The sequence below is a fragment of the Trueperella sp. HMSC08B05 genome, assembly GCF_001808405.1.
GTDB classification, from domain to species: Bacteria; Actinomycetota; Actinomycetes; order Actinomycetales; family Actinomycetaceae; genus Trueperella; species Trueperella bernardiae.
The window spans coordinates 13035-38771 of the sequence record NZ_KV793240.1; the positions used below are offsets into that span (position 1 = coordinate 13035).

27 protein-coding genes and 1 tRNA gene are annotated in these 25737 nt (G+C 66.7%); 7 read left to right on the forward strand and 21 right to left on the reverse strand.

The window, feature by feature from the left end; all coding sequences use genetic code 11:
* Positions 1 to 47: 47 nt before the first annotated feature.
* On the reverse strand, positions 48 to 746 hold the full coding sequence (locus HMPREF3167_RS04675) for a response regulator transcription factor (protein ID WP_062613076.1): 699 nt from the start codon (positions 744 to 746) through the stop codon (positions 48 to 50).
* Positions 743 to 1912: a sensor histidine kinase gene (locus tag HMPREF3167_RS04680; RefSeq protein ID WP_062613075.1), complete on the reverse strand. Its 1170-nt coding sequence runs from the start codon at positions 1910 to 1912 to the stop codon at positions 743 to 745. Before HMPREF3167_RS04680 ends, HMPREF3167_RS04675 begins: the two co-directional genes overlap by 4 nt.
* A gap of 188 nt (positions 1913 to 2100) precedes the next feature.
* Between HMPREF3167_RS04680 and phoU the strand changes: the two genes are divergently transcribed.
* Both phoU and HMPREF3167_RS04690 read left to right on the forward strand, forming a co-directional pair.
* Positions 2101 to 2775, forward strand: a complete 675-nt coding sequence (gene phoU, locus HMPREF3167_RS04685) for a phosphate signaling complex protein PhoU (protein WP_062613074.1) — start codon at positions 2101 to 2103, stop codon at positions 2773 to 2775.
* 347 nt (positions 2776 to 3122) lie between these two features.
* The gene (locus tag HMPREF3167_RS04690; RefSeq protein ID WP_148132388.1) at positions 3123 to 4151 is read left to right on the forward strand and encodes a hypothetical protein; all 1029 of its coding nucleotides are present in this window, start codon (positions 3123 to 3125) and stop codon (positions 4149 to 4151) included.
* Positions 4152 to 4292: 141 nt separating this feature from the next.
* Here HMPREF3167_RS04690 and HMPREF3167_RS04695 read toward each other — a convergent pair whose 3' ends face one another.
* Positions 4293 to 5033: a phosphoglyceromutase gene (locus HMPREF3167_RS04695; RefSeq protein ID WP_062613072.1), complete on the reverse strand. Its 741-nt coding sequence runs from the start codon at positions 5031 to 5033 to the stop codon at positions 4293 to 4295.
* 68 nt (positions 5034 to 5101) lie between these two features.
* Positions 5102 to 6154 (reverse strand): FMN-binding negative transcriptional regulator, encoded by a 1053-nt coding sequence (locus tag HMPREF3167_RS04700; protein ID WP_070445778.1) that lies wholly within the window; start codon positions 6152 to 6154, stop codon positions 5102 to 5104.
* A gap of 90 nt (positions 6155 to 6244) precedes the next feature.
* Between HMPREF3167_RS04700 and HMPREF3167_RS10105 the strand changes: the two genes are divergently transcribed.
* The gene (locus HMPREF3167_RS10105) at positions 6245 to 6367 is read left to right on the forward strand and encodes a hypothetical protein (RefSeq protein WP_256359245.1); all 123 of its coding nucleotides are present in this window, start codon (positions 6245 to 6247) and stop codon (positions 6365 to 6367) included.
* A gap of 50 nt (positions 6368 to 6417) precedes the next feature.
* Here HMPREF3167_RS10105 and HMPREF3167_RS04705 read toward each other — a convergent pair.
* The 7 genes from HMPREF3167_RS04705 to HMPREF3167_RS09815 all read right to left on the reverse strand — a co-directional run bounded on the left by HMPREF3167_RS04705 (position 6418) and on the right by HMPREF3167_RS09815 (position 13510).
* A tRNA-Thr gene (locus HMPREF3167_RS04705) sits at positions 6418 to 6490 on the reverse strand.
* Positions 6491 to 6553: 63 nt separating this feature from the next.
* Positions 6554 to 8107 carry an alpha/beta hydrolase gene (locus HMPREF3167_RS04710; RefSeq protein ID WP_143602105.1) on the reverse strand — a complete coding sequence of 518 codons (1554 nt, stop codon included), beginning with the start codon at positions 8105 to 8107 and terminating at the stop codon, positions 6554 to 6556.
* A gap of 134 nt (positions 8108 to 8241) precedes the next feature.
* Positions 8242 to 9426 (reverse strand): DNA polymerase III subunit delta', encoded by a 1185-nt coding sequence (locus tag HMPREF3167_RS04715; protein WP_062613066.1) that lies wholly within the window; start codon positions 9424 to 9426, stop codon positions 8242 to 8244.
* Complete coding sequence (tmk, locus tag HMPREF3167_RS04720; protein WP_070445781.1) at positions 9423 to 10178, reverse strand: dTMP kinase; 756 nt, start codon at positions 10176 to 10178, stop codon at positions 9423 to 9425. The genes HMPREF3167_RS04715 and tmk overlap by 4 nt, the downstream gene beginning before the upstream one ends.
* A 69-nt stretch (positions 10179 to 10247) precedes the next feature.
* Positions 10248 to 12977 carry a type I DNA topoisomerase gene (topA, locus tag HMPREF3167_RS04725; protein WP_070445784.1) on the reverse strand — a complete coding sequence of 910 codons (2730 nt, stop codon included), beginning with the start codon at positions 12975 to 12977 and terminating at the stop codon, positions 10248 to 10250.
* Positions 12978 to 13026: 49 nt separating this feature from the next.
* A complete protein-coding gene (locus HMPREF3167_RS04730) occupies positions 13027 to 13287 on the reverse strand; it encodes a hypothetical protein (RefSeq protein ID WP_068539062.1) in 261 nt (86 codons plus the stop codon).
* Between the two features lie 46 nt (positions 13288 to 13333).
* The gene (locus HMPREF3167_RS09815; protein ID WP_168160569.1) at positions 13334 to 13510 is read right to left on the reverse strand and encodes a hypothetical protein; all 177 of its coding nucleotides are present in this window, start codon (positions 13508 to 13510) and stop codon (positions 13334 to 13336) included.
* 47 nt (positions 13511 to 13557) lie between these two features.
* Here HMPREF3167_RS09815 and HMPREF3167_RS04735 point away from each other — a divergent pair, with 47 nt between their 5' ends.
* On the forward strand, positions 13558 to 13905 hold the full coding sequence (locus HMPREF3167_RS04735) for a hypothetical protein (RefSeq protein WP_148132390.1): 348 nt from the start codon (positions 13558 to 13560) through the stop codon (positions 13903 to 13905).
* Positions 13906 to 13920: 15 nt separating this feature from the next.
* Here HMPREF3167_RS04735 and HMPREF3167_RS04740 read toward each other — a convergent pair whose 3' ends face one another.
* From HMPREF3167_RS04740 to HMPREF3167_RS04750, 3 genes are read right to left on the reverse strand one after another with little or no spacing between them, the layout of a single operon-like run.
* Positions 13921 to 14562, reverse strand: a complete 642-nt coding sequence (locus HMPREF3167_RS04740) for an ABC transporter ATP-binding protein (protein ID WP_062613056.1) — start codon at positions 14560 to 14562, stop codon at positions 13921 to 13923.
* A gap of 8 nt (positions 14563 to 14570) precedes the next feature.
* Entirely contained in the window at positions 14571 to 15857 is a 1287-nt protein-coding gene (locus HMPREF3167_RS04745; RefSeq protein WP_210382964.1) for an FtsX-like permease family protein, read from the reverse strand.
* 59 nt (positions 15858 to 15916) lie between these two features.
* On the reverse strand, positions 15917 to 17284 hold the full coding sequence (locus HMPREF3167_RS04750) for an ABC transporter permease (protein WP_070445791.1): 1368 nt from the start codon (positions 17282 to 17284) through the stop codon (positions 15917 to 15919).
* Between the two features lie 434 nt (positions 17285 to 17718).
* Between HMPREF3167_RS04750 and HMPREF3167_RS04755 the strand changes: the two genes are divergently transcribed.
* The 3 genes from HMPREF3167_RS04755 to HMPREF3167_RS04765 all read left to right on the forward strand — a co-directional run bounded on the left by HMPREF3167_RS04755 (position 17719) and on the right by HMPREF3167_RS04765 (position 21048).
* Positions 17719 to 18306, forward strand: coding sequence for a DUF2975 domain-containing protein (locus tag HMPREF3167_RS04755; protein ID WP_070445794.1), 588 nt, complete (start codon positions 17719 to 17721; stop codon positions 18304 to 18306).
* Positions 18296 to 18514 carry a helix-turn-helix domain-containing protein gene (locus tag HMPREF3167_RS04760; protein ID WP_068539058.1) on the forward strand — a complete coding sequence of 73 codons (219 nt, stop codon included), beginning with the start codon at positions 18296 to 18298 and terminating at the stop codon, positions 18512 to 18514. Before HMPREF3167_RS04755 ends, HMPREF3167_RS04760 begins: the two co-directional genes overlap by 11 nt.
* Before the next feature lie 161 nt (positions 18515 to 18675).
* On the forward strand, positions 18676 to 21048 hold the full coding sequence (locus HMPREF3167_RS04765; protein WP_070445797.1) for a DEAD/DEAH box helicase: 2373 nt from the start codon (positions 18676 to 18678) through the stop codon (positions 21046 to 21048).
* On the opposite strand, the gene HMPREF3167_RS04770 is transcribed toward HMPREF3167_RS04765, so the two are convergent.
* From HMPREF3167_RS04770 to HMPREF3167_RS04800, 7 genes are all read right to left on the reverse strand, one after another.
* Positions 21014 to 21367: an Rv3654c family TadE-like protein gene (locus tag HMPREF3167_RS04770; RefSeq protein ID WP_070445799.1), complete on the reverse strand. Its 354-nt coding sequence runs from the start codon at positions 21365 to 21367 to the stop codon at positions 21014 to 21016. The genes HMPREF3167_RS04765 and HMPREF3167_RS04770 overlap by 35 nt on opposite strands.
* A complete protein-coding gene (locus HMPREF3167_RS04775; RefSeq protein WP_145989868.1) occupies positions 21360 to 21800 on the reverse strand; it encodes a TadE/TadG family type IV pilus assembly protein in 441 nt (146 codons plus the stop codon). Before HMPREF3167_RS04775 ends, HMPREF3167_RS04770 begins: the two co-directional genes overlap by 8 nt.
* 63 nt (positions 21801 to 21863) lie before the next feature.
* The gene (locus HMPREF3167_RS04780; protein ID WP_068539055.1) at positions 21864 to 22040 is read right to left on the reverse strand and encodes a DUF4244 domain-containing protein; all 177 of its coding nucleotides are present in this window, start codon (positions 22038 to 22040) and stop codon (positions 21864 to 21866) included.
* 290 nt (positions 22041 to 22330) lie between these two features.
* Entirely contained in the window at positions 22331 to 22924 is a 594-nt protein-coding gene (locus HMPREF3167_RS04785) for a type II secretion system F family protein (protein WP_068539054.1), read from the reverse strand.
* Positions 22925 to 23587, reverse strand: a complete 663-nt coding sequence (locus tag HMPREF3167_RS09930) for a type II secretion system F family protein (RefSeq protein ID WP_068539053.1) — start codon at positions 23585 to 23587, stop codon at positions 22925 to 22927.
* Positions 23584 to 24738 (reverse strand): TadA family conjugal transfer-associated ATPase, encoded by a 1155-nt coding sequence (locus HMPREF3167_RS04795; protein WP_070445805.1) that lies wholly within the window; start codon positions 24736 to 24738, stop codon positions 23584 to 23586. Before HMPREF3167_RS04795 ends, HMPREF3167_RS09930 begins: the two co-directional genes overlap by 4 nt.
* Complete coding sequence (locus HMPREF3167_RS04800; RefSeq protein WP_062613035.1) at positions 24735 to 25700, reverse strand: cellulose synthase operon protein YhjQ/BcsQ; 966 nt, start codon at positions 25698 to 25700, stop codon at positions 24735 to 24737. Before HMPREF3167_RS04800 ends, HMPREF3167_RS04795 begins: the two co-directional genes overlap by 4 nt.
* Positions 25701 to 25737: the final 37 nt, after the last annotated feature.

Here is a 25737-nt window from a genome sequence, read left to right on the forward strand (position 1 = left end):
ATTGCACTTTGCCCGCTCGAGCCCCCAAAGTTTCGCCGAAAAGAAAACTACTGCGCCTCCGGGTTCGACACCAGCTTGTAGCCCAAACCCCGCACCGTCACCAGCGCCTGCGGCCTGGCCGGCTCCACCTCAATCTTCGAGCGGATGCGCTTAACGTGAACGTCCAACGTCTTCGAATCGCCAATGTAGGCCATGCCCCAGACCCGGTCGAGGATCTGCCCGCGGGTCAGCACCCGATCCGGGTTCTCCATGAACAGCTCCAGCAACTCGAACTCGCGCAGCGGCATCGGGATCGGCTCCCCCGCCACACGGACCACATGCGCATCCAGGTCCATCTCGATCCGGCCCACCGTCAGCAACTCCGACGACTCCTCGCGCGCCGGCGCATCCGCCATGCGACGCAGGATTGCGTGCATGCGCGCCACCAACTCCCGGTACGAATAGGGCTTGGTCACGTAATCGTCCGCGCCGATCTCCAGGCCCACCACCTTGTCGATCTCCGCGTCCTTCGCCGTGACCATAATGATCGGCACCTGGGACTGGGCCCGGATCCGCCGGCACACCTCATTCCCCGACAGGCCCGGCAACATGAGGTCAAGCAGCACCAGGTCGATCTCCTCGGAGAACTTCTCTACCGCGGCCAGCCCGTCCGCCGCCGTCTCCACCTCAAAGCCGTCGCGTAACAGGTTAAATTCGAGCATGTCCCGATAGGTGGGCTCATCCTCCACCACAAGAATCCGCGTCATCTCGCGCCCTTCATGTCCACCACCACCTGGCCCTGCGCGCCTTCCGGCACGTAGGCCTCGGGCAGAATCATGGTGAACGTCGAACCCTGCCCCTTCTGACTCCACACCTTGACACGCCCGCCATGCTCGGCCACCACGTGCTTCACTATGGACAACCCTAGTCCGGTTCCACCCGTTTCGCGCGAGCGCGCCCGATCCCCCCGGTAAAAGCGCTCAAAAATCCGTTCACGGCTGCCCTCCGGGATGCCCTCGCCCTGGTCAATCACAGAAATGTGGACCTCCCCGGACTCCGCGCTCACCGCCACCGACACCTGCCCAAAATGGCGCGAGTACCGCACGGCGTTATCGAGAAGGTTCCGCACCGCCGTCGTGAGCAACGCCCGATCGCCATACACCTGCAGGTCCGGCGTGCCACCCGACACGAGCCGCACGTCCCGCGACTCCGCCTCCACCCGCACCCGGTCCAGGGCCTCGGCGACGACGCTGTCAACCTCCACGAACTCCGAATCCGCCAGCGCATTCGCATCCTGGAGGCGCGACAGCTGGATGATCTCCTGCACCAACTGGGACAGGCGCTCAGCCTCCTTCGTCAGCTGCGCCGAAAACCGCCGCACGTGCTCCGGTTCATCCGCCACCTTAGTCAACGTCTCCGACAGCAGCCCAATCGCCCCCACCGGGGTCTTCAACTCATGCGACACATTCGCCACGAAATCCCGCCGCGTCTCCTCCAAACGACGCTTTTCCGTGTTGTCCTCAAACAAAATCAGCACCTTGTCACCCGAAATCGGAGTGGCCAGCACCGACAGGCGCAACTCCGGCGCATCCTCATCCAAGCGCGGCAGCCGCAAATCCAACGCCGACACCTCCCCTGCCGCACGCGCCTCCGCCGCCAAATTCCGCAACTCCTTGCGCAACTGCCCATTCCCGACCAGCCCGTAAGCGTAAGTGATCGACGAAGCCCGCACCACGGCGTCGTCAACATCAATGATGATATGCGACTGCGGCAACGCCGCCAGCACCGCCATCACATCCGAATCATCCACGACAGGCGACGGAACCTCCGCATTCCCGAGGAGCCGCTGCGAAATCTCATAGGCCGCAACCGCCACCACAACCACAAGGATGCCAAGGAAAAACCCCAGCCCGAAACCGAAACCGTCTGCCATGACTCCAAGCGTAAACCATCCCACCGACACTCTTACCCCAACGCCCAAGCTTCCTCCCACCCGTCAATTCCCGTTAACCTTCGCGGTAAACTGTGTTCACCTGAACATGGTGGAATGTCCAAAGGGAGCGAAGCCGCGCCCCTCCACCCGCTCGGGTCACTCAACCGCGGCACACAAAAGGAGTACCGTTGCGCGAACAATTCCGTCAGCAGATGCAAGAACTGTCTGACACCCTCGTCTTGCAAGCAAAGGCCGCCGCGAAAGCCATGAATGGTGCCGCCGCTTCCCTCACGGACGCCAACCTCGCCCTCGCCGAGCGAGTCATCGACGCCGACCACTCCATCGACATGCTCGAGCGCAACATCGACGACATGGGCATCTCCCTGCTCGCTCGTCAGGCCCCGGTCGCCGGCGACCTGCGCACCGTCGTCTCCGCCCTGCGCCTGTCCGCCACCCTCGAGCGCATGGGCGACCTCGCCCGCCACGTCGCCTACGTCGCACGCGGCCGCTTCCCGCAGGCCGTGGTCAAGGGCGAAGTGCAACAGCTCTTCGAGAAGATGGCCACCAAGGCCGCCGAGGTGGGCAACCTCGTGGCGAAACTCGTCGAGACCCAGGACCTCTCCATCGCCGCCCAGATCATCGCCGACGACGACGTCCTCGATGACTTCCACTCCCGCACCTTCGACTACGTCCTCGACGATTCGCTCGACCTCACCCGCCAGGAGATCGTGGACATCATCCTGCTCGGCCGCTACCTTGAGCGGTTCGGCGACCACGGCGTGTCCGTGGCGCACCGCATGCGCTTCCTCGTGACCGGCATGGCGCTGGACGACGAGGAGATGGCCCAGATCGAGGAGTTCTAGGCCCGGCTGGCCAGCTGCCCGGGCTCGAGGGCCGGTTCAGCGCCGGTTCGCCCGCGTGCAGGCCCGGCTCAGCGCCCCGCCGCTGGGTCACCTCGCAAATGCTGTACTAAACCGCAAGATGCGGCACTAAATAACGGTAAAGTAGTGCCGCATCTTGCGGTTTAGTGCCGCATCTGTGGATCGGACCGCGCTCGACAGCCTCGGACACCCACCCCATCCACACGAACCCGTCGCAAAACCTGTCCACAGGCGCGCGATGTGCCGACCCTATCCACATATGGGGGTTGGGCAGCATTCGTCGTCGTCGGAAAACAATATGCTCATGGGCAAACAGGGAAAGGACACCCATGAGCACGTGCCCCCGCCTCGTCTCGCAGCCCACGCCGAACACAGACACTGGGTTGCCCTCGTGGCTCAAGAATGCAGAGGTGCGCTTCTTGCGGATCCGCCAGCAGGGCGTACGGCTCGGCGACCTTCACACCGATGATCACCGCGAGCTTGGCCGGCATGCCACCGCTCACCGTTGGCATCGGCCTTTCCCCGGCTATGTTTGCCCCAGCCCAGATCCGGAAGCCCAGGCGTACGAGCGCGAGCGGACGGCAGCCCTCCACCTCATCGACTACGTCGACCGCCGGCGCACAGACCGAGCGCGCTCCAAACACGTGGCACTGGCCGGGCAGTCCGCCGCGATGGTGCTCGGGTTACCGCTGGTCCACGGGCATCCCAGCTACGTTGTGCGGCAAGTGGGGCCCGCGAGCTCTTCAGGACGCACGGCCAACACCCGCACCTTTCGCTCTCCCGCCGAGCCGGAGACGGTGGAGCTGGCGGGAATTGTGGTGTCGTCGCCGGCGCAGGTGGTGGTTGACCTGGCGCGTTTCGCCACGGTGGAGGATGCACTGGCCTGCGCAAACTTCGTCCTCCACCGCGAGCTCGCAACCCGCGATCAAATCGAAACGATCGCAGGGCAGCTACAACGGGTCAAAGGGGTGGGGAACATTCGGCGGGTGCTACGGCTGATGGATGGAAGGATTGAGTCGGTGGGCGAATCGCTGACGCTGTTGCGCCTGGACGATTTCTCCCTCCTTCCGGTCAAGCCGCAAGTGTGGGTGCAGTTGCGGGATCGGACGTACCGGCTCGACTTCCTCGACCTCGCCCGCAAGATCGCCTACGAATTCGACGGCAGGGCGAAGATGTTCACACCTTCCATGCTCAAGGACGGCGACGTCCGCGCCGCCATCAGCCACGAAACCGACAGCGACCGCCATCTACGCGCGATCGGCATCGATCCGCTTCACTTGGTGTGGAGCGATGTGAAAACCCGGGAGGGGTTCGAGAACTGGCTCGCGGATGCCCGCGCGCGTGGCGTGAGGATCTAGCGTCGTCGCTACACCCGACCGGACACACTGCGCCTAGATGCAGGGGGGGGGGGAGAACAGAGGGCGCGGGCAAAAGGGCGGGTGGCCTGGGCCGGCTTCTGCCGTGCTCAGGCCACCCGTGCACACCAGGTTGTAGACCTGCTACTTGCCCTGGTTGGCCACGGCCTCGATGGCGGCCTTGGCGGCCTCCGGGTCGAGGTAGGTGCCGCCCTTCTTGACGGGCTTGAGAGTCTCCTCGTCGAGCTCGTAGTAGAGCGGGATGCCGGTGGGGATGTTGAGGCCGGAGATATCCTCGTCGGAGATCTCATCGAGCATCTTGACGATGGCGCGTAGCGAGTTGCCGTGGGCGGCAATCATCACGGTCTTGCCCGTCTTCAGATCGGGGACGATGGCTTCCTCCCAGTAGGGGAGCAGGCGGGCGATGACGTCCTTGAGGCACTCGGACAGCGGGATCGGTTCGCCGGCGTAGCGCGGGTCCGAATCCTGGGAGTACTCGGAACCGACCTCGATCTCCGGCGGGGCGACATCGAACGAGCGCCGCCACTCCATGAACTTCTCATCCCCGTACTCGTCGCGAATTTCCTTCTTGTTCTTGCCCTGCAGGGCGCCGTAGTGGCGCTCGTTGAGGCGCCAGTTGCGGTGGACAGGAATCCAGTGGCGGTCGGCCGCGTCGAGTGCGAGGTTCGCGGTCATGATCGCGCGGCGCAGCAGCGACGTGTGGAGGATGTCGGGCAGCACACCCGCATCGGTGAGGAGCGTGCCGGCGTGGCTCGCCTCCTTCACGCCCTTCTCCGACAGCGGCACGTCAACCCAGCCGGTGAAGAGGTTCTTTGCGTTCCATTCGCTCTCGCCGTGGCGAACGAGCACCAACTTGTACACCATATTGTTCCTTCTCTTGGAGAGGTTACGCGTTTTCGCGCATCCCTTTCATTCTATCGTTTTGCAGGCCCCTATTTGTGGGACTCCTCGCGTGGGAGCTGTTCCCATCGCACGCCCAGGTCGGTACTGGCGATAAGATTCGCGAACGCGTCCTCGGCTGCGGCCGAGATCCCGTCCGCCACGTCTTCCCCGGCGGAGACCAGATCCAGCCCCACGGCTCCCGCGTGCTCGCATTCGACGACGCCGCCCTTCACGGCCCATCCTCCACGGCCCGGCATCCCGCCATCCTGGGGAAGCCCGGCGAGCCACTCCTCGGCAGCAGCCCTCGCGTTCGTCTCCGCCCCGTCGGTCAACACCAGTCGCAGCACGGCCGGCGTGCCGTCATTGTGCGGGGGTTCTTCCCACAGCCAGCCGTAGTCAACCACGTACCGCCGCGGATCCTCCTTCTTATCCCACGCGATCGGCAGCTTGCGCGCGCCTTCCACCCGGCCTTCCCGCTCCTTCGCCCAGGGGATGGCGATTTCCTCCATGAGGTCCGCCACCGGGCACGCCGACTCGTCGCGCTCCCGTAGGTGCCGCGCCGTTTCCGCGATCCCCTCCGCCGACAGGTTCTGGCTCAACTTCGCCTTCCCGATCACCTCGGCGACCTCCAGCTCCACGCCCACCATCGCCGCGAACGCCGCGTGCACGAGTTCATAGGACGTGTGCTGCCCCACCCGCCATTCACGCTCGAAGTGCTCCACCAGCGCGGTGAGATGAGCTTGCTTCCACGCCGTGTCGTCGTGAATCGAGAGCGAGCCCCTGAGGTGGACCGTGACGTAGTTGAGCGTGGGCACGGTGGGCAGCTTAGCGCCGGGGCGCTCGGCCGGGAGGTCCAGGCCCGACACGTGTGCGCTCGGCCCCTGGACGATCAGCATCGCCTCCCCCGCGTCCCGCCACTGCGGGTTGACCCGGTTCAGGTGGAACTGGGCCACCACCTTGCTCCCGCACTCCACAATATTGAACGGCAGATACGTGGCGTTGAGGCCCCCGGCCCCAACGGACACGAGCTGCCCCACGCCGATGCTCCCGGCAAACCCGAGGGCGGCGGCGCGATCCATGGCATGTTGCTGTGCGACGTACATGCCACCACTCTACAATCTCCCTCCGACAAATTTTCCCGACGCCGTCCGGCCCGGGCACAACGCCAGGCAGGGCGCCCCGGCTGCACCCTCATGAACCTGGAACTGATCCGCCACGGCTACCCGGCCATCACGATCGCCCTCGTCGCCGACCTCATCGGCCAGGAGGGAGTCCTCATCGCTGAGCTCCTCACCCGATCTTGCCCCGGTACGTAGAGCCGGACAAACAAAAGCCCGGCAACCACGAATGGTTGCCGGGCTAGCCGAGCCGCCTGAGAGAATCGAACTCTCGACCTTCTCATTACGAGTGAGACGCTCTGCCGACTGAGCTAAGGCGGCCTGCAGTTCAATTTATCGAACTGCTCCCCCGTTTACCAAATAGCCGGACGTGATCTATGCCGCCTATTCGGCCGGGCAGGTCAGCCCGTCCTCGGGGGCCTCGCCCGTGAGCAGATACTGATCGAGCGGCTGGGAGATGCACTCGCCCGCACGGCTGTAAGCCGTGTGCCCCTCGCCTTCCCAGGTCACGAACCGTGAATTTTCCAGGTTGTCGGCGAACGCCTTGCCCCACTCGTACGGGGTGGCCGGGTCGCCCGTCGTTCCAACGACCACGATCGGGTCCGACCCCGCCGCCACGAACGGCCCCAGCGGCCCGTCCTCGCCGCCCGGCACGATCTGGCAGGCGTACTCGGAATAGCCCATCGCGGCGCCGAACACCGGGGAGATCTCCTTCAGCTCATCCGACATCCTGTCCCAGTCGGCCTCCGTGCCCTCCACGTGCGTGTCAGCGCAACTGATCGCGAAGTTCGCCTCGAACATGTTGTTGACGAACTTATCGCCCTCGCGGCCCATGTACTGGTCGAACAGGAGGGCGAAGATCGAGCCGTCGTCGTCGTGAATGAGGCTGTCAAAACCCGCGTCGAGCGCGAACCACAGCGAGTCGTCGTAGAGCGGGGTGATGATGCCGTAGAAAAAGCCCGTCTCGCCCAGCACCCGGCCCGAGCCGGCGGACACGGGCTTTTCCTTGATCTGGTCGGTCAGCTCGGCCAGCTTCGCCCAGCCCTCATCCACCGTGGCACCTAGCGCACACTTGCCGCCCTCCACACAGTGCTGCAGGTAGGCGTCAAACGCCTCGGTGAAGCCCACCACCTGGGCCTTCGCCTGGTCGAAGCTGGAGATCGAATCGTCCACCGCGCCGTCGAGGATCATGCGCCCCACGTTGCCCGGGAACAGCTCCGCATACATGCCGCCCAGGCTGGTGCCATACGAGAAACCCACGTAGTACAGCTTCGGATCGCCCACCACCTGGCGCAACACGTCCAAGTCTTTCGCGGCAGAGCGCGTGCCCACGAACTCCAACAAGTCCCCCGACTTATCCTTACACCCGGCCACGAGCTTCTCCGTGTCCACCTTGGCCTGCGCCTTGCCCTCGGGGGTGTCCGGGTAGGAGGTGTCGAGGTAGGCGGCCAGGTCGGCGTCGTCGAGGCAGTCAACCGGCGTCGACTCCCCCACCCCACGCGGGTCCGCACCCACGATGTCGAAGTTGGCCAGGATTTGGTCCGAGAAATAGAGATTCGCCTGGTCGACCATGTCCAGAGCCGACCCGCCCGGCCCACCCGGGTTGACGAACAGCGTGCCGATCGGATCACCCGTGGCCAGCATCTTCTTCATCGAGATCGTGATGGTCTTCCCGCCCGGGTTGTCGTAGTCGAGCGGCACGGTCGCCTCGGCGCACTCAAACCCGCTACCGCAGGCGCTCCACTCCACTTCCTGGTCGTAGAACTCCTCCAGGCCGGCCGGCGCCGCCGGCATCTCCGCCTGGATCGCCACCGCACCCGCAACGTTCGTGGGCTCCGGCGCAGGCGACGTTGACGGGCCAGCATTCTGACCACCGGACGAGCACGCCACGAGCAGGCTCGCCGCGGCACACAAGGACATCATCTGAAGCTTCTTCACACAGCCAATCTATCGCATGGCTCGCACCGCAGTCTTCGCCAACGGGCGCATTCGGGGGTTGCGGCCCCGCAAGCCCCGTTGTGGAAAACTTCTCGACGACGACGCCCGGCCCGCCCCACGCCGCTCGCCCGCGCCTACTGCCGCATCGCCGACAGCGCCGCCTCCATGAGCAGCTGCGGGGCCACGTTGGAGCGCAGGCGCTCGCGGGCCTCGCTCAGCGTGTCTATGCGGTACAGCGCCTCGGACGGGCCGATCCCCGCCGAGACCTTCTGGATCGCCTGCGCATAGTCGCCGTTAATGAGCGACACCTGGGCGCCCAGCTGCACGGCCACCACGTCACGGTAGAAGGAGATCATGTAGGTCAGCTCGCGGTCAATCATGTCGTGGAGCGTGCGCGTGGCGCGGCGCTTAGAATCGACGCTGGTCGCCTTCACCTGGCTCCGCACCGCCGCCGGCACCCGCGCTCCGGCCTCCAGGCCCAGTGCGGCGAGACGCTCAGCCTCCTCACGCTCCTCGGACTCCTTGTCCCGCTTCGTGTTGCTGACACCCATGAGTTCCGGGTCCACCAGCATCCACGCGGCCACGGCCGCATCCCCCACCCCGTGGATCGACGCCAGCGCGTCTAGGGTCTTCTTTCGCAGCCCCGCGGCCTCCGGGTCCGTGGCCAGCGCCTTCGCAACCCCAATGTGCGACTGCGCGGCCTGCGCCGCCACGAGCGCCGCCTCCGGCTCAACGCCCTCGCGCTCCACGAGCAGGCGTGCCACCTCGTCCACCGCCGGCGTCACCAGGTTGACGTTCCGACACCGGGAGCGGATCGTGGGCAGAACGTCGGCCACCGCCGCCGTACACAACAGCCAGACCGTGCGCGGGCCGGGCTCCTCAATCGCCTTGAGCAGGACGTTCGTGGTGCGCTCGACCATCCGGTCCGCGTCCTCAATGATGAACACCTTCCATGATCCACTCCCCGGCGCCTGATAAGAGCTAGCCACGTAGGCGCGCACCTCGTCGGCCTTGATTGTCACCAGGTCAGTCGACAACGAGCTCACATCCGGGTGCTGGCCCGCCATCACGGCCTTGCACTGGGAGCACTCCCCGCACCCCGGGGTAGGGCCCGTGCACTGGAGGGCGGCCGCGAACGCGCGAGCCGCGAGTGAGCGGCCCGACCCCGGCGGGCCCGTCATCAGCCAGGCGTGGCTCATCGCCGAGTTCCCCCGCGCCGAGCCAAATCCCGCACCCGCGATCTTCCGCGCCGCCTTAACGGCGCGCGTCAGGTCCGCCACCGCCTCCTGCTGTCCGACCAGCTCATCAAAGACGCTCACGCGCGCTCGCCTCCCGGCCCGCCAACGACGCCGTCCGCGCCCTCGTCGCCGCGCATGCCCCCAGCGCCGTCCGCCGTGGCTCCCGGCCTCTGCCGGCGTTCCTCGAACATCCCCACCACGACCTCGCGAATCTCCTCCGCCAAATCTTCCACCGGCCGGCGGGCGTCTAACGTGTAAAACCTCTGCCGCTCGCGGGCGGCGAGCAGGCGGTACTGGGCGCGGACGGCGTCGTGAAACTCCTGGCCCGCGCGCTCGAGCCGGTCCAGTCCGGGGGACTCGCCGGCACCCGAGCCCTCACCCGCCGTTCCTCCAGCGCGCGCCGCGGCGCGCCGCGCGGCGTCCTCAGCGGGCAGGTCGAGCAGGAACGTCACATCGGGCAGCAACCCGCCCACAGCCCACAGCGACAGCTCACGCACCTCCTCAGTGCCCAGCTCCCGCGCCGCGCCCTGGTAGGCCACCGACGAATCCAAGTAGCGGTCGGTCACCACCACCGCCCCGCGCTCCAGCGCCGGGCGCACCTTCGACTGCACGTGATGCGAGCGGTCCGCCGCATACAGCAGCGCCTCCGCTCGCGGGCCCATGTCCTCCCCGTGCAACAGCAACTCACGGATCGCGTTGCCCATCTTCGTGCCGCCGGGCTCGCGCGTGACGACGACGTCGCGCCCCGTCTCCTCCAGCCAGGCTGCGAGCACGCGTACCTGCGTGGACTTACCGCTGCCGTCCCCGCCCTCGAAGGAAATGAACAGGCCCATCGCTTCCTACTTCCCGTCGACTACTTCCCGCCGCCATCATGAGCCGCGCCCAGCGCGGCCGCCAGCCGCCTACTTCTTCTTCGCTGCCGTCTTCTTCGCCGGTGCCTTCTTAGCCCCTGACTTGCTCACCGTCCGCCGCGTCTTATTGCGCGCCTTCGGCCCGCCCTGCTCGGCAATCTTCAGCCGGCGCTGAACCAGCAGCTCCTGGGCGCGCTCCGGGGTGATCTGGTTGATATCCTCCGAACGCGGCAGGGAGGCGTTGGTCTCCCCGTCGGTCACATACGGGCCGAAGCGCCCGTCCCTGAGCAGGATCTTTCCGCCCGACACCGGGTCAGTCCCCAGCTCTGCCAGCGGCGGGCGCGCCTGGCGCTGCCCGCGCACCTTCGGCTTGGAGAAGATCTCCTCCGCCTCCTCCAGCGTGATGGAGAAGATCTGGTCCTCGCTCTCCAACGACCGCGAGTCCGACCCGCGCTTCATGTACGGGCCGTACCGCCCGTTCGTGGCCACGATCATCTCCCCGTTCGACTCGCCCACCTCACGCGGCAAGGACAGCAGACGCAGCGCGTCGTCAATCGTCACCGTGTCCGGGCTCATCGAGGCAAACAGCGAGGCTGTCTTCGGCTTGGGCTTGACCTTCGATACCTTGCCCGTGGGCGTGTAGGCCACCGCGTCCTCCGGCAACACCTCCGACACGTAGGGCCCAAAGCGCCCGTCCTTGACCACGATCGAGTAGCCGGTGTCCGGATCCTTGCCCAGCTCCCGGTCCTCCTGCATCGCGGAGTCCAGCAGCTCCTTGGCCTTCTCGATCGTCAGCTCATCCGGCGTGACCTCCGGCGGGATGTTGGCCCGCCGCGTCACCGCGCCGTCCACGGTCTCCTCCAGGTAGGGCCCGTAGCGCCCCACGCGCACCGCCACCTGCTCCGACAAGTCGATCGTGTTGACCGCCCGGGCGTCAATATCGCCTAGCCCGTCCACCTGCCCGTGCAGACCGCCGCCAGCGCTACCACCAGCCGCGCCCTCGCCCGCGCCGCCCGTACCAAAGTAGAAGCCGCCTAGGTAGTCCACGCGGCTCTTGTGGCCCGCGGCGATGTCGTCCAGGTCGGATTCCATCTCCGCCGTGAAGTCGTAATCAATGAGCTCAGGCAGGTTGTCCTCCAGCAGGCGCACCACCGAGAACGCCGTCCACGTGGGCACCAACGCGCTGCCCTTCTTGTCCACGTACCCGCGGTCGATCACTGTGGAGATCGTGGAAGCGTACGTGGACGGGCGCCCGATTCCGCGTTCCTCCAGCGTTCGCACCAGCGAGGCCTCCGTGTAGCGCGGGGGTGGGGTGGTCTCATGGCCCTCGGCCGTGGCCTGCAGATTCGCCACCTCTTCGCCCTCGGCCAGGTCCGGCAGCCGCGCCTCCGACTCCTTGTCCTCATAGCGCTTCTTGTCCCGGCCCTCCTCGTACGCCGCGAGGAATCCGCGGAAGGTGATGATCGTTCCCGACGCCGCCAGCGTGGCTTCCTGCACGCCCCCGGCCTGCACGTCCACCACCAACCGCACCGACGCGGTGGAGCCCGTGGCATCCGCCATCTGGGAGGCGACCGTGCGCTTCCAGATCAGCTCGTACAGCTGAAACTCCCGCCCGCGCAGCTCGTTCGCCACCTGCTGGGGCGTGCGGAACGAATCGCCCGCCGGTCGGATCGCCTCATGCGCCTCCTGGGCGCCTTTCGCCTTCGACGTATAAAGCCGCGGCTTTTCCGGCAGGTAGTCCGCGCCGTACAGTTCCTGCACCTGGCGCCGCGCCGCCGAGATCGCCTCGGTGGACAGGTTGGTCGAATCCGTTCGCATGTAGGTGATAAAGCCGTTTTCGTACAGCGCCTGGGCCACCCGCATCGTGTCACGCGCCGAAAGGTGCAACTTGCGCGAGGCCTCCTGTTGCAGAGTGGAAGTGGTAAATGGCGCCGCCGGCCGCCTGCGGTACGGCTTCGTCTCCACCGAGGCCACGTACGCCGACGCCGCCTCGATCGCCTTCGCCACCTGCTCCGCCTGCTCGGCCGACAGCGTGGCCACGCCCGCCTTTTCCGACTTGGCGGTCAGCCGCCCGTCGTCGCCAAAATCCTTGCCCGACGCGATCCGCACGCCGTCCACCGCATACAGCTTCGACTCGAACGGCTGGCCTCCTTTGTCATGGCTGACCGTCACGTCCCAGTACGAGGCCGGCACGAACTTCATACGCTCCCGCTCGCGCTCCACCACCAGGCGGGTGGTCACCGACTGCACGCGCCCCGCTGACAACCCCGGCGCCACCTTGCGCCACAGCAACGGCGAGACCTCATACCCCACCAGCCGGTCAAGGATGCGGCGCGTTTCCTGGGCATCCACCAGCTGTGTGTCGATATCACGGGTGTTATCCAGCGCGCGGGTGATCGCTTCCTTCGTGATCTCGTGGAAGACCATGCGCTTGACCGGCACCTTCGGCTTCAGCACCTCGAGCAGGTGCCACGCGATCGCCTCACCCTCGCGGTCCTCATCGGTTGCGAGGTAGAGCGTGTCGGCATCCTTGAGCGCTTTCTTCAGCTCGGCGACCTTCTTTTTCTTGTCCGCATTCACCACGTAATAGGGCTCAAAATCGTGCTCCACGTCCACGGCAAACTTGCCGAAACTGCCTTTCTTCATCTCGGCTGGCAGCTCCGATGGGCGCGGGAGGTCACGAATATGCCCAATGGACGCCTCGACCACGAAATCGGAACCCACATAGTTCCCGATCGTGCGCGCCTTGGCAGGAGACTCGACGATGACAAGCTTCGTCATTGATTCCTCTTTCTATTCGCCCCGCGGCGAGATTGAACGTGAACGCCGGCTAAAGCGCCACCGGCTCGACGAAAGTCAGCATACCCAACTGTTTGAGCTGAACAACTTTCGATATCAACTTTTCCACCAGTGTATCCGGCGCCTCCGACAATATTTCCGCCAGCGCGGACACGATCTGCGCCGTGGTCAGCTCCCCGTGCGCCACTGGCGCCAACCTCGCCAAGTCCTCCTGCCGCAGCCCGGCCCAGATCCGCTCCATGTACTTGTGCAGGTTCGGCAGGACCATTCCGTGTAGCTCTTGCGCGATCACGACGCCGTCGCCCAGCCCACGGCCAGATATCCCATGCCGATGTGGGTCACCTTGCGCGCGCCGAAGTCCGCCAGCCACGCGCGGTACGAGAGGGCAGAGTCAGGGTGGCGTGGGTGAGCGCGCCGTCACGCAGCCACATCTCGATGTAGGACGTGACGGGCAACAGCTCGCGCATGACGAGGTCAACGTCCAGCCCAGCGTCCCGATAGTCAAGCTTGCCCACGCCCTCCCGCGCGGCGGCCGGCGTGATAACGAACGGCGGGTTACCGGGTGTTTGTTGATGGCACCTTGGTTCGACACCTGATGTCCGGCGATGCGGAATTGGACGGGGGCGAACCTATTGTTGACAAGTCTCGTTTTGCGTTCGTGGAGGATGGTCAGGACGAATCATTGGCCGAGGTGGGTGGGGACCTGGTCATTCAAGAACTTCAGCGTCCCGTTGGGGCCGTAGGCCGGGACGACGATGCGTTCACCGTGCGCGCACGGCACTTTGCCTACACCCACCCCGCCCCTGACGGTGTCAGAACTGGGCCGAACAGCGCCCAGGCAGCAAACGCCTGGACCGACGATCTGCCGAAGAAGACTTCGTTCTTCGGCAGATCATTCGGAAAGAAGTAACCCCACCTCGCCCGTCTAGGCCTTTTTGTGCTCGACGAGTTTACGCTGTTCGAGGCGGAGGGTGATGTCGGCTGCTCGTGCCAGCTGCTTCGAGTGCGTGACCACGATGACGCATTTGCCCTGCTGGTGGGCTGCGTCCCGCAGAATCTCGATGACGCCTTCGGCGGTTTCCTCATCGAGGTTGCCGGTGGGCTCATCAGCCAGGATGACAGGAGCTGAGGAAACCAGGGCCCGTCCGATCGCCACTCGCTGCTGCTGACCACCGGACAGGGCCAGCACGTTGCGCTTTGCAGCGGCCGCGTCGATGCCCAACCGCGTGAGGTCGTCAATGCTGGCTTTGCGGTTGACCAGGCGCAGGTTCTCCAAGGGTGTCAGATAGTCGATGAGGTTGTAGTTCTGGAACACCAGCGCAATCTGGTCCTTGCGGTGACGGGTGTACCCGGTTTCGGCAATGTCGTCGCCGCCAAACCGGACAGTCCCCTGAGTGGGTGTATCCAGCCCAGCCAGCAGGTTCAACATGGTTGTTTTGCCCGCACCGGACGAGCCCACGATTGCGTAGAACGTTCCTTCTTCGAAGTCGTAGCTGACGTTGCTGAGCACCCGCTTGGCGCGGCTGGCATAGCTGAAGTTGACGTGATCAAGCTGCATGATGGCCATGATGTTTCCTAACTGAGTTTTGCAAGAATTCGTTTGGGGCGCTGCATGACGAGCGGCAGGACTCCCACGGACACTCCGAAGAGCACGATGACGGCGCCCAGCACCAACGCTAGGACAACATCACCGGCTCCGGTGCTTAGCTGAATCGACGACAGCGCCTCCCCGCCTACCTGCGCGAAGACGGCCTGTCCCAGCCGGGTGGAAAGAGCTGTGCCGACCACCGCGGCGATGACTGCGGCCGCACCGGCGAAAATGCCGGCTTCGATCGCAAACTGCGACAGCACATTGGCTTTGCTTTTGCCCAAGGACAGAAGGACGCCGATTTCGTAAGCACGGCCGCGCGCCCAGAAGGTGCTCACCAGTGCCAGCACACACGCACCGGCCACCCCCAGACCCAACAGCAGGATTCCCAGCAGTCGGTCCACCCCGGAAATCGCCTGGAGTACGGGTGCGAACTGTGCGGAATTGTCCTCCAGTGTCAGCTCGGGCGCTATGCGCCCAGCAGCCGCGAGCGTCTCCGGCAGCTGCTGTGCGTTCTGCGTGAAATAGCGGCCCGTGGTCAGGGGCGCGCCCAGCTTCTGCGCAGATGAAAGGTCCACGAAAATGTGGTTCTCAGATGCCCCGGATGGCAGGCCCGTGGGGTTGTCGGTTTTGCCTTCGAGAATGCCGGCAACCGTGACCGTGACCTTCGCACCATCGCGGGTAAGCGTGAGCTTGTCGCCCACACCGAGTTTGTTCTGATCAGCGAACGCGCGGTGGATAATGGCCCGCGGCTCCCCAGCGCTGGACTTCGAATCTTCCTGCGAGCCCAGGTGCTCCCCTTCGACAAGCCGGTACAGCTTGCCCTGAAAAGCCGGGCTGAGCGAAGAATCACTGGTTCCGGTCACGCTGACATCACCGGCGAATTTCGGGTCCAGCTGAATTCCACTGGTACCCAGTACCGGCTGCGCGCCTTCGGGCCGAGCCAAGGTTTCAGCTTCGAGACTGTGCCGCGCCACCTGGGGCAGGGCTGCCAGGCGCTCGGCCAGGTCACGATCAAGACCCGTGAAATCTCCCGAGGTGGAGCCCACCACAGGTGCCTCACCTGGGGTGGTCTCCACCTGGTCACCTTCCCGAGGTGCCGGGTCACCTTCCGAACCGGACTCCACCTCGCCAACGGTCTCCCCTGCCGACACGGTTGCCGTAAATCCGGCACCGACGTTGGTGTTGATGGCGTTTTTGACCTCGGCCATGGTGGAGCGCACACCGGATTGGGCGACGAGCGTGGTGCACACCACGGCCATGATGAGGATCATGGTCAGGGTGCGGCCGGGTTTGCGAGTAACGCAGCGGATTGCGCGTGACCAGGGGCTGGTCATTTGGTGTCCGCCAGGATCGCACGGGGGCTCTTACGTAGCATGGGCACAGCTGTGATGGCAACGACCACGGCGATGACGACCGCGCAGATGATAACGGCTTGAACAACCGAAGCAGAGGTCAGTCCCACTGTCAGGTTTTCCAGTGTTTGGGCTGACGCGGAAGATTCCATGTCAGCACCGAACTGTCCGGCCTGCGCCATGTCCTGTGCTGCCGACTTGTTCACACTGGCCAGGGTGGTGTCGCCCATCCATTGGGCGAATCGGCCGGCGGCGAAGTAAGCGGCAATGAACGCCGGTACGGCGATCATGATCATTTCGGTGAAGTATTGTGTGGCGATGCTGGTTTTGGTCACGCCGATGGACAGCAGCGTGCCGGTTTCCCTGTTGCGTTCGCGCAGCCATAGGAACAGGACGAGAGCCACGATTGCAGCAGCAAAAATGGTGGCGGCAACGGTGGTGCTGCGCATGATGCTCTTGATGCCGTCAACAGCGCCGGTGATGCCCGAAAGGTACTGGGCTGCTGGGGAGATCTGATAGTTCTGCCAGTCGACGTCCTGCTGCTTGGCAGCTTGCGCGACCTTGTCGAGGTCGGCGTCTTTACTGATGAAGAAGTTCGCGTCCTGATAGATCTCAGTTTCTGGCGTGAACTCGTACAGCGCGCGCGTGGTATCAAGGTCAGTGAAGACGGTGTTGGCGAAAAGCTCATTGCGCGTTGCCGGCGGGCGGGGGTTGTCGCCGGATACGAGGCCCACGATTTCGGTTGTGACTTCTTCTGTGGACTGGCGTTCGTTGTCGACGTCGTACTTGTTGCCCTTCAGCGTAAGTTTGCTACCCACGCTGAGGTTGTTGGCTTTGGCGAGATCCTCGTGGATGATGGCCTTGTTCTTGTCGTCGGGTGTCAGGTGGCGGCCCTGGGTGAGTTTCAGCGTGCCGCTGCGGAAGTTGTTGGCGATTTCGCTGTTGTTGACACCCCACACGTTGACGGCATTGCCGAACTGTTCTTCACGCTTTTTGTCATAGTCGGCGTGGTCGAGTTTCTGCACTTCCGCCCCCACGAGGTCAGCGGTCACGTTCTGGCGGGCCACGTACGATTCCACACCGTCCAGCCCCGCGAGTTTGTCGATGTCAGCAGCTTTGACGGTGCCGGCGCCTCGTGGTGTTCCGGGGTTATGTTGGGGGTTGTTCTCCAGGACGAAACCGCGGCCAGTCTTTGCTTCGATTTCATTGGACACGTGGTCTGCTGAGCGGGTGACCGCACTGGCGGACATAACCACGGTGGCCATGATGGCCAGAACAGCAAAGATGATGAGTGTTTTTACTGGCTTGCGTACACAGTAGCGCCAAGCTCTCCCTACGAACTTCAAAACATCCCTTCCAAAATGACAGTGGCAAGCGCCCACGACCGGGTTGTGGTGCGTTGCCGAAAATATTCTGGACGGATACATTACCGGAGCCTCTAGGCTTGCCCGCTGGTTGCTGACGGTTCAGTTGTGCAGTTCACGCTGTGATGCCCATCTCAGCGCGCAGTTCATATTCGAGCGGGCTTTAACTAAAGAGGACATCGTCTTCCGCGGCCGGTGGCGGATTAGGAGCTGCGGGCGCGGCTCGCAGGGCGCGAGCCGGGCCTCGGGCGTCGTGAAGCGGATCCCCCCACGGGCGGAGGCGCGACCACGGTGCGTGCTGAGTTTGTTGAGGAGAAGGGCGGATCCCCCCCCACGGGCGGAGGCGCGACCCTTGCCCGATGCCACACGCGAGTTTATTGTTAATCAATAACATCGATTAACGATAAGGAGTTGTCATGACCCGTTGGGAGAAGATCCTCCTCTGGGGCGCCGTGGCCATCATCTGGCTCGGCACGTGCCTGCTCGGTGCCGGCCTGCTCGACACCCTCGTCGCCCTGACCGTGGGCTCGCACCTGGGCGGCGCGCCCGCCAGCGCGTGCGACCTGCCCTACTTCTGCATGAACGGCGAATCAAGCGTGCCCATGAGCTGGGTTTCGTCCGCCACGATTGGGTGGACCGTGGCCTACGACGCCGTCGTCCTCCTCACGCTCGCCACCGCGCTTGTGCTCGGCACGAGGGTCATCCGCCGGATCAGCAAGGCCCAGGCCTTCGCGCGCGCCACGCTGGGCCGGATGGGCCTGGTGGCGGGGCTGCTCGTAGCCGGGGGCGTGATCGCCTACGTCCTGGGCGAGGCCTCCACGACCCGCATCTCCGAGGACTCCAGCGCCTTCCAACTCGCCACGAGCGGGGACGGCGCGACCATCGCCGCGGGGCCCGACACGCTCGGCCTCGCGCTCGTGTTCGCCGGCATCCTCGCCCTCGCGTTCTGGGCAGCATTCCGCCAGGGCTCAAGGATGCAGGAGGAGCTCGACTATGTCGTCTGAAAAGGATCACCGGATCGTCTGCACGCTCGATGCCGTGCTCGCCGCCCGCGGCATAACCCTCACCGAGCTCTCCGAACGCACCGGCCTGACCATGGCCAACCTCTCCATCCTTAAAACCGGCAAGGCGCGCGCCGTCCGCTTCACCACCCTCACCGCGATCTGCGAGGCGCTCGGCTGCCAGCCCGGCGACCTCTTCGCCCTCGACTAAGGTGCCCTCTTCGGAGGAGCCCGCGGCGCGGCTGAGACCGGGCGGCGGGGCAGGCGTGCGCAAGGTGCGCACCGCGCGAGCCGCGCCCTTTCGGGAAGCCGCGCCTCGACCGTCGTGCGGGCGGGTCTGAATTTGTCGGAGCGGGGTGGCACACTGGCACCATGCTCCTCGATGTTGCCCGATCCTACGGCGCCGACCAGCTCACCGGCCACGTCGTCGTCCCGCCCCGCGCGCCTCGCTACGGCACGTGGGGTGAATGGGTTGCGCCGCAGGTGCGCGCCGCGCTTGCCCAGATCGGGGTGGAGCGGCCGTGGATCCACCAGGCCCAGGCTGCCGACTCCGCTCACAGCGGCCGCCACGTCGTGGTGGCAACGGGCACGGGGTCAGGCAAGTCGCTGGCCGCGTGGGTGCCCGTGCTGTCGGCGATCGCGGAAGGGCGCGCCACAACGTCGCTGGCCTCGGCGCGTTCCCGCCCCACCGCGCTCTACCTCGCGCCCACGAAGGCGCTCGGTGCCGACCAGGAGCAGGCGCTTTCGCGGCTCGCCGCCCTCGTGGACCGGCGGATCGGCGTGGCGAGCGTGGACGGCGACGCCGACGGCCCCACCCGCGCCTGGGCCCGTACCAGCGCCGACGTGGTCATCACCAACCCCGACTTCGCCCACTTCGGCCTGCTCGGCCGGCAGGAGATGTGGCAGCGGCTCTGGCGCGGCCTGGCCTACGTCGTGATTGACGAATTCCATTCCTATCGCGGCTCCTTCGCCTCCAACGTGGCGCTGGTGGTGCGCCGGCTGCTGCGCGTGGCACGGCATTACGGCGCCGATCCCACGGTCGTGTTCCTCTCCGCCACCGCCTATGAGCCGGCCGTGTCCGCCCAGCGCTTCCTCGGGGAGGCCTTCGGGCAGGTCGTCGCTGTGGTCGACGACGGCTCACCCGCTGGCCAGCGCGACATCCTCACCCTCGCCTGCCGCGAGGTCGAGGACGCCCAGCCCGCCGCGATTGACGACGAGGGCAACATCGACGTCCGCCGCCGCTCCGCCAACACCGAGGCCGGCGAGCTCACCGCCACCCTCGTGGCCGCCGGCGCCCGGGTGCTCACCTTCGTGCGCTCCCGGCCGGGAACGGAGCGGGTGGCCGAGGTGTCGCGGGAGGTCCTCCACGAGCGGGCCTCCCACCTCGAGGGCACCGTGGCGGCCTACCGCGGCGGCTACCTACCCGAGGAACGCCGCGAACTGGAACGCCAGCTCCGCACGGGCGACCTGCGCGGGCTCGCCACCACCTCCGCGCTCGAGCTCGGGATTGACATCGCGGGCCTGGACGCCGTCGTCGTGACGGGGTGGCCCGGAACGCAGGCCTCCTTCCAGCAGCAGATCGGCCGGGCGGGCCGTGCCGGTGAGAACGGGCTGGCGGTCCTCATCGGGCGGGACAACCCGCTCGACCAGTACATCCTCAGCCACCCCGCGATCCTCGAGGCGAGCCCGGAGATGAGCGTCTTCGATCCCACCAACCCGTGGATCCTGCCCGGGCACCTGTGTGCGGCGGCCACCGAGGTCCCGCTCACGGAGGCGGACATGATGATCTTCTCCCTGCCCTCCACCGAGGTCTTCGAAGACCTCGAGCGCGCCGACCTACTTCGGCGCCGCCCGCGCGGCTGGTTCTGGAACCCGGCCTTGCACGTAAGCCCGCACGACATGGTTGACATCCGCGGCGGTGGCACCACCGTGTCGATCATCGACGCCGAATCGGGCGCCCTGCTTGGCACCGTGGACCAGGCGCGCGCCGACATCACCGTCCACCCCGGCGCAATCTATCTCCACCAGGGCGTGGCGTACATGGTGGAGAGCCTGGCCGACGACGTCGCGCTCGTCCACCGCCACCGCGAGGAGGAGATCCGCACCTTCGCCCGTGAGGAGACCTCCGTGGAGATCCTCTCCACCGACGCCGAGGTGCGCCTCCCCCACGGCACGTGGTGCCGCGGGCGGGTGGTGGTGCAGTCGCGGGTGGTGGGCTACGACGTGCGGCGGGTAGCCGACGGCCTGTACCTTGGCACCCACCCGCTGACCATGCCCATGCGGTCGTTGGAGACCACCGGAGTGTGGCTGACGATCGACGTCGAGGCGCTCACGTCGGCCAGGATCCGCACGGCCGACGTGCCCGGCACCTTGCACGCCGCCGAACACACGATGATCGCATTGCTCCCACTGTTCGCCACGTGCAGCCGTTGGGACATCGGCGGCCTGTCCACCGCCGCCCACCCACAGACCGGCAAGCCCACCATCATCGTCCACGACGCAATGGCCGGCGGGGCCGGCTGCTCCGACCGCGGGTTCGACGCCGAGGCGGATTGGCTGCGCGCCACGCTCGACACCCTCGAATCCTGCGACTGCGCCCACGGCTGTCCGCGGTGCGTGCAGTCACCCAAGTGCGGGAACAACAACGAACCGCTCGATAAGCACGGGGCCACCGCCCTGCTGCGCTACCTGCTCGCCTCCTGGCCCAGCCCTACGGGCCGCGAGCCGGGCCCGCCACAGCGCTAGCCTCGTGGGCGCGGGTGATCCAGGCGAAGCGGGACTCGCGGCGGACCGTGACCCGCACGTTCCTCCCTTCTACCTCGCAGGTGATTGAGTAGCCAAGCACCAGCTCGCGGGCCCGCGCGCACGCGCCCTCCTGCGAGCTCGTATCCCGGTAGGTGATCGCGGCCGCGATGGCCGACAGGTCGGCGACGTTCTGTGCCTCCATGCGCTCGCCCGCCGCCGCGACCAACTGGAATAGGAGGGTGGCCAACGCCGCGAGCGCCACGATGATGCCCGCCGCGAGAGTCGTTGAGGAGCCCCGCTCCGCCCGGGCCCTAGCCATGGCTCCTCGGTTCGATGACGGCCCGGTGAGTGCCGCTGAAGTCGAGGTCAAACCAGGAGTAGAGGCCGCCGCCACGGCGGGTGACCGTCACCGTCACGACCTCCCCTTCCACGCCGAGCCGCACGTCCGCTCCCGTTGCCTTGGCCTGCTCAGCCAGGGTGGTGTGCCCGTGAAGGGAATACTCCCGGGCAATCTCCTTAGCCTCGTTGCCCACCTCCACCTGCTTCCAGCCCATCACCAGCATGGAGATGAGGGCCAGCGCCACGAGGATCACGGCCGGCGTGACGATGGCGAATTCCGCGGTGACCATCCCGCCCTCGGCCCGCACCCAGCCGACTGGCATGTCGCCCGCCGCACGCGTTGCCTCAGCCTGCCCAGCTGGCCCACCTCCCGGAGCACGCCCTGACCCAGCCCGCCGCTCGCTTCCGTTCACCTCGTTCCCTCCTTTCCCTATGACCGGGTTCGGCGGGTGGGGTTCGCCCCACCCGCCGAACGGCTAGGCGTACTTGAAAATGAGCCTGAAGATCGCCGCGATGCCCTCGCGGAACCAGTCCTGCTGGACCAGCCAGATCAAGATCCCCGCGATGGACGTGGTCGCTACCGTACCGACCGCGTACTCCGCCGACACCATGCCCGACTCAGCCTGCGGAGTCAGAAACTTCTTTGCCTTCATTGTTTTTCCTCTCTCGTGTTGTATGCCCCCGTGTGGGGTCGTCACGGTGTGTGACATCTCCAGTCTCATCAATCGCAAAATCTGGAAACGCCGATAATCCCCAAAAGTGAATAGCCCTCCCGGGAGCTTCGCTGTGGATAGTTCGCCCCCGCCCCGTCGCCGGGCGCCGTCAAAGCCAGCTACCCGGCACACCCGACACAACTCGTGAAAATAAGACTCACCAACGCCCCATACACACCGCCAGCCGGCATACTCACGACTTCTGACGGGTCAGCCGGGTATACGGCCGGCTAAAGCCCGAACAGGCGCCCCGCCGCGCCCGCCACCACCGGCACGATGCCCAGCAGGATGAACGCGGGCAGGAAGCACAACCCAAGCGGCATCACTAGCCGCGCGCCCAGCCGGGCCGCGGCCTCCTTCGCATTACGCTGGCGCTGCAGGCGCAGGCTCTGAGCACTGCGCTGAATGAGTGGCACGGGCGCGGCTCCGTCGGTCCAGGCGGCGCGGAGGGCGTCGCGGAGTCGGTCGCGGTGTAGGTCCTCCCAGGCTTCCTCCCAGGTGGCCCCCATGAGCAGCAGGTTCGCGGTCTGCGTGCGCGCGGCCCCGCCGATCGCCGCGTCGAGCGCCTTGAGCGTCCCCGGGATCGACAACCCCGACCCCAGCGCCGCCGCCGCCAGATCCAGCACGACGGCCATGTCCACCGGCTCGTCCGCCCTCTTGCCGAGCACCCCGGCCCTGCCCACGACGCGGGCCACCCGCTCGCGCACCCGCGCCAGCCCCGAGCCCGCGGCCCCAGCCCCGCTCGAGCCAGCGCCTCCTCCCGACACCCTCCACGGCATCCACACCACCGCGAGCACCGCCGCAACCACCATTAGCCCCAGCACCTATTCCTCCTCTACCCGCGCCCGCGCCACCATCCGCGCAGTCCACATCAGCCCCGCCACCTCAAAGCTCAGCCCTGCTACGAGTGCGAGGCGCCCGAGCGTCGTCGTGAATAGGAAGCCCAGCGGGTCCGCGCCCATGACGTACCCCAACGCAATCCCGATCGCCGGCAGCCCCGCGAGCATGCGGGCGGACGTGCGCGGGCCGGCCAGCGCCACCTCGCGCGCGTTCTTCGCCTCCCCCGACTCGGTGATCCCTGCCGCGCACGCCTCCAACACGTCGGCCATCGGCGCGCCCGTGCGGAAACTCATCACGCACACGGCGTACGTGGCGGGCAGGGTGTGTAGCGCCACGTCGGTCACGCCCACTTTACGCCGCTCCCACCAGCCCATGCGCTCGAGCCCGCGCAGCGCGAGGGGGACGCCGTCGTCGCCGAGAACGGGGTCGTCCACTTCGAGCCCTGCGTGTTGCAACGTCTGCGCCCACGCCCGCTCCGGGCTCGACCCCGACCGCAGCCGCGTCGCCACCTCCGTCACGATCGCGCCCATGTCCATCACCGGCCGGGGCTGTTTTTCCGGGCGACGCCGCCCGCGCAACTTTCGCTCCACGCTCCGGCGCGGCACGGTGACGAAGGCGACCACCAGGAGCACGCCGAACCAGATCACCGCCCGACCCCCGCCCCCGGCTCCAACCCAAGCCTTTGGGCCAGGGCCGCCCACCCGTCGTCGTGCGTGACGCATCCGCCGGGCCGGTCCACCCGCATCGCGACCGGCGCGAACAGCTCCCCACCTCGGCGCGCGAACACGGAGATTTCGGACACGAAGCGGCGCCCGCCAAGCCGGCGGACGTGGATGGCGGCGTCGAGCGCGGAGGCGGCCTGCGCGGCGACCGTGACCTCGTTCATACCGGCCAGCGTGCCGAGCGCCACGAGCCGAGCGGGGATGTCCGCGGTCGAGTTGGCGTGGATCGTGGCCCACCCGCCCTCGTGGCCGGTGTTGAGCGCACCGAGCACGTCGCGCACCTCGGCGCCACGGCATTCGCCGAGCACGATCCGGTCGGGGCGCATGCGCATCGCGGCGCGCACGAGGTCGCTCATCGTCACCTCGCCCGCGCCCTGCACGTTAGCTTTGCGCACCTGCAGGTGCACGACGTGCGGGTGGTCGGGCCGCAATTCCGCCGACTCCTCAATCACCAAAATCCGCTGCTCGGCTCCGATCAGCGACAGCATGGCGTTGAGGAACGTCGTCTTGCCCGCGCCCGTGGCCCCCGAGATCAGCACGTTCGCCCGCCGCTCCACCAGCGCGCGCACCACCCGCCCCACCTCGGCCTCCACCGAGCCGCCCGACTCCAGCTCGTCCAGGGTGAGCACGCGGGCGCGGTGCGTGCGCAGGGAAATGAGCGTGCCCTCGGCCGACAGCGGCGGAATCACCGCGTGCAATCGCACGCCGGAGGGGAACGTGCCGTCCACGATCGGGCTCGCGTCGTCCAGGCGTTGCCCGCAGGACGCCGCCAGCCTCACCGCCAACGCCCGCGTCGCCTCCTCGCCGTCCAGCTCGGCCGCCACCTTTTCCATGCCCTGCCCGCGGTCGGCCCACACTTCCACCCCGTTCACGACAACGTCCGTCACCTCCGCGTCCTCCAGCAGCGGGGCGATGATGGGCCCGGCCCCGATGAGTTCGCGGCGCACCTGCGCGTCCAGGGCCGCGACGTCGGCCGTGAAGATCGCGCCGGGAACCGCTGCAAGCGCCCCGCGCAGGTTCTCCCCCGCCGCGAGCCGCCGCCGAATCCCCGCCAGCTGGGCCGGATCGAGGTTCATGCCGTCACCTCCAGCACGTGCTCCCACAGGGCGCGCAGGTCCCGTTCGGCGCCGGAGCGTTTGCGGTCGCCGGGGGTGACGCCGTGGTCGAGATCGCCGCGGGTGCCGCGCAAGGTCCGCACGGAAAACATCGCCGGCACGCCGATTGCACCGGCCAGGTGGGCGGCCTCCATCTTTGATCCCACCGTGTTGCCCACCGCCACCATCTGCCGCCCGATATGGTCTCGGCGGGCGCGAGCGTGAGCCAGGGCGACGGCGTCGGGCCTCGTCACCAGCAGCACCACGTCGCACCAATCGAGTAGCCCGTGCCACTCACTGCCCGCCATCCCGGCCGCGACCGGCAGGTCGAGCACCGTCCACGCATGCGTTTGCGCGAGCGCGCTGATGACGCGGGTCGCGGCTGCGGCGTCGGGAACCCCGCCCCGGTCGTCGGCGGAGACCACGCGTACATCCTGCCAGCGCGGCAGCACCCGGTTAAGGCGCCCGGCCAGGATCGCGCCGTCTCCGGCCAGGTCCGCCCAGCGCTTGCCAGGTTCGGCATCGATCGCGAGCAGGTGGTCAATCCCCACCGACGCCGGATTCACGTCAACAAGCGCGCAGTCGTCCTCCACCGCAATCAGCCGCGCCAGCCAGGCCGCAATCGTCGACGCCCCGGCCCCACCATGCGCGCCCACGACCCCGATCACCCGCCCCCGCATCGTCAACCCCACGGCGGCCATGAGCTCGAGCACATCCGCGGACTCGTGCGGATCCAGGCGCACCCGGCCGCGCGGGAAGTAGGGCGCGAACATCTCGTGGAAGTGGGCCTCGACCTGGCCGGGGGCGTCGGCGTCGTCGAACATGAGCACCGCGGGGGCGCGCAGGCGCGCAAAATCAATCCCCACGAGGTCCGCGAGCCGCGCCAGCTCGTCGCCCACGGTCCGATCCGTGCCGGTGTACACCACTGAATGCATGTTCTCCATGCCGGCAGTCTTGCGAATCCGGCGCGGGTGCGGCGCC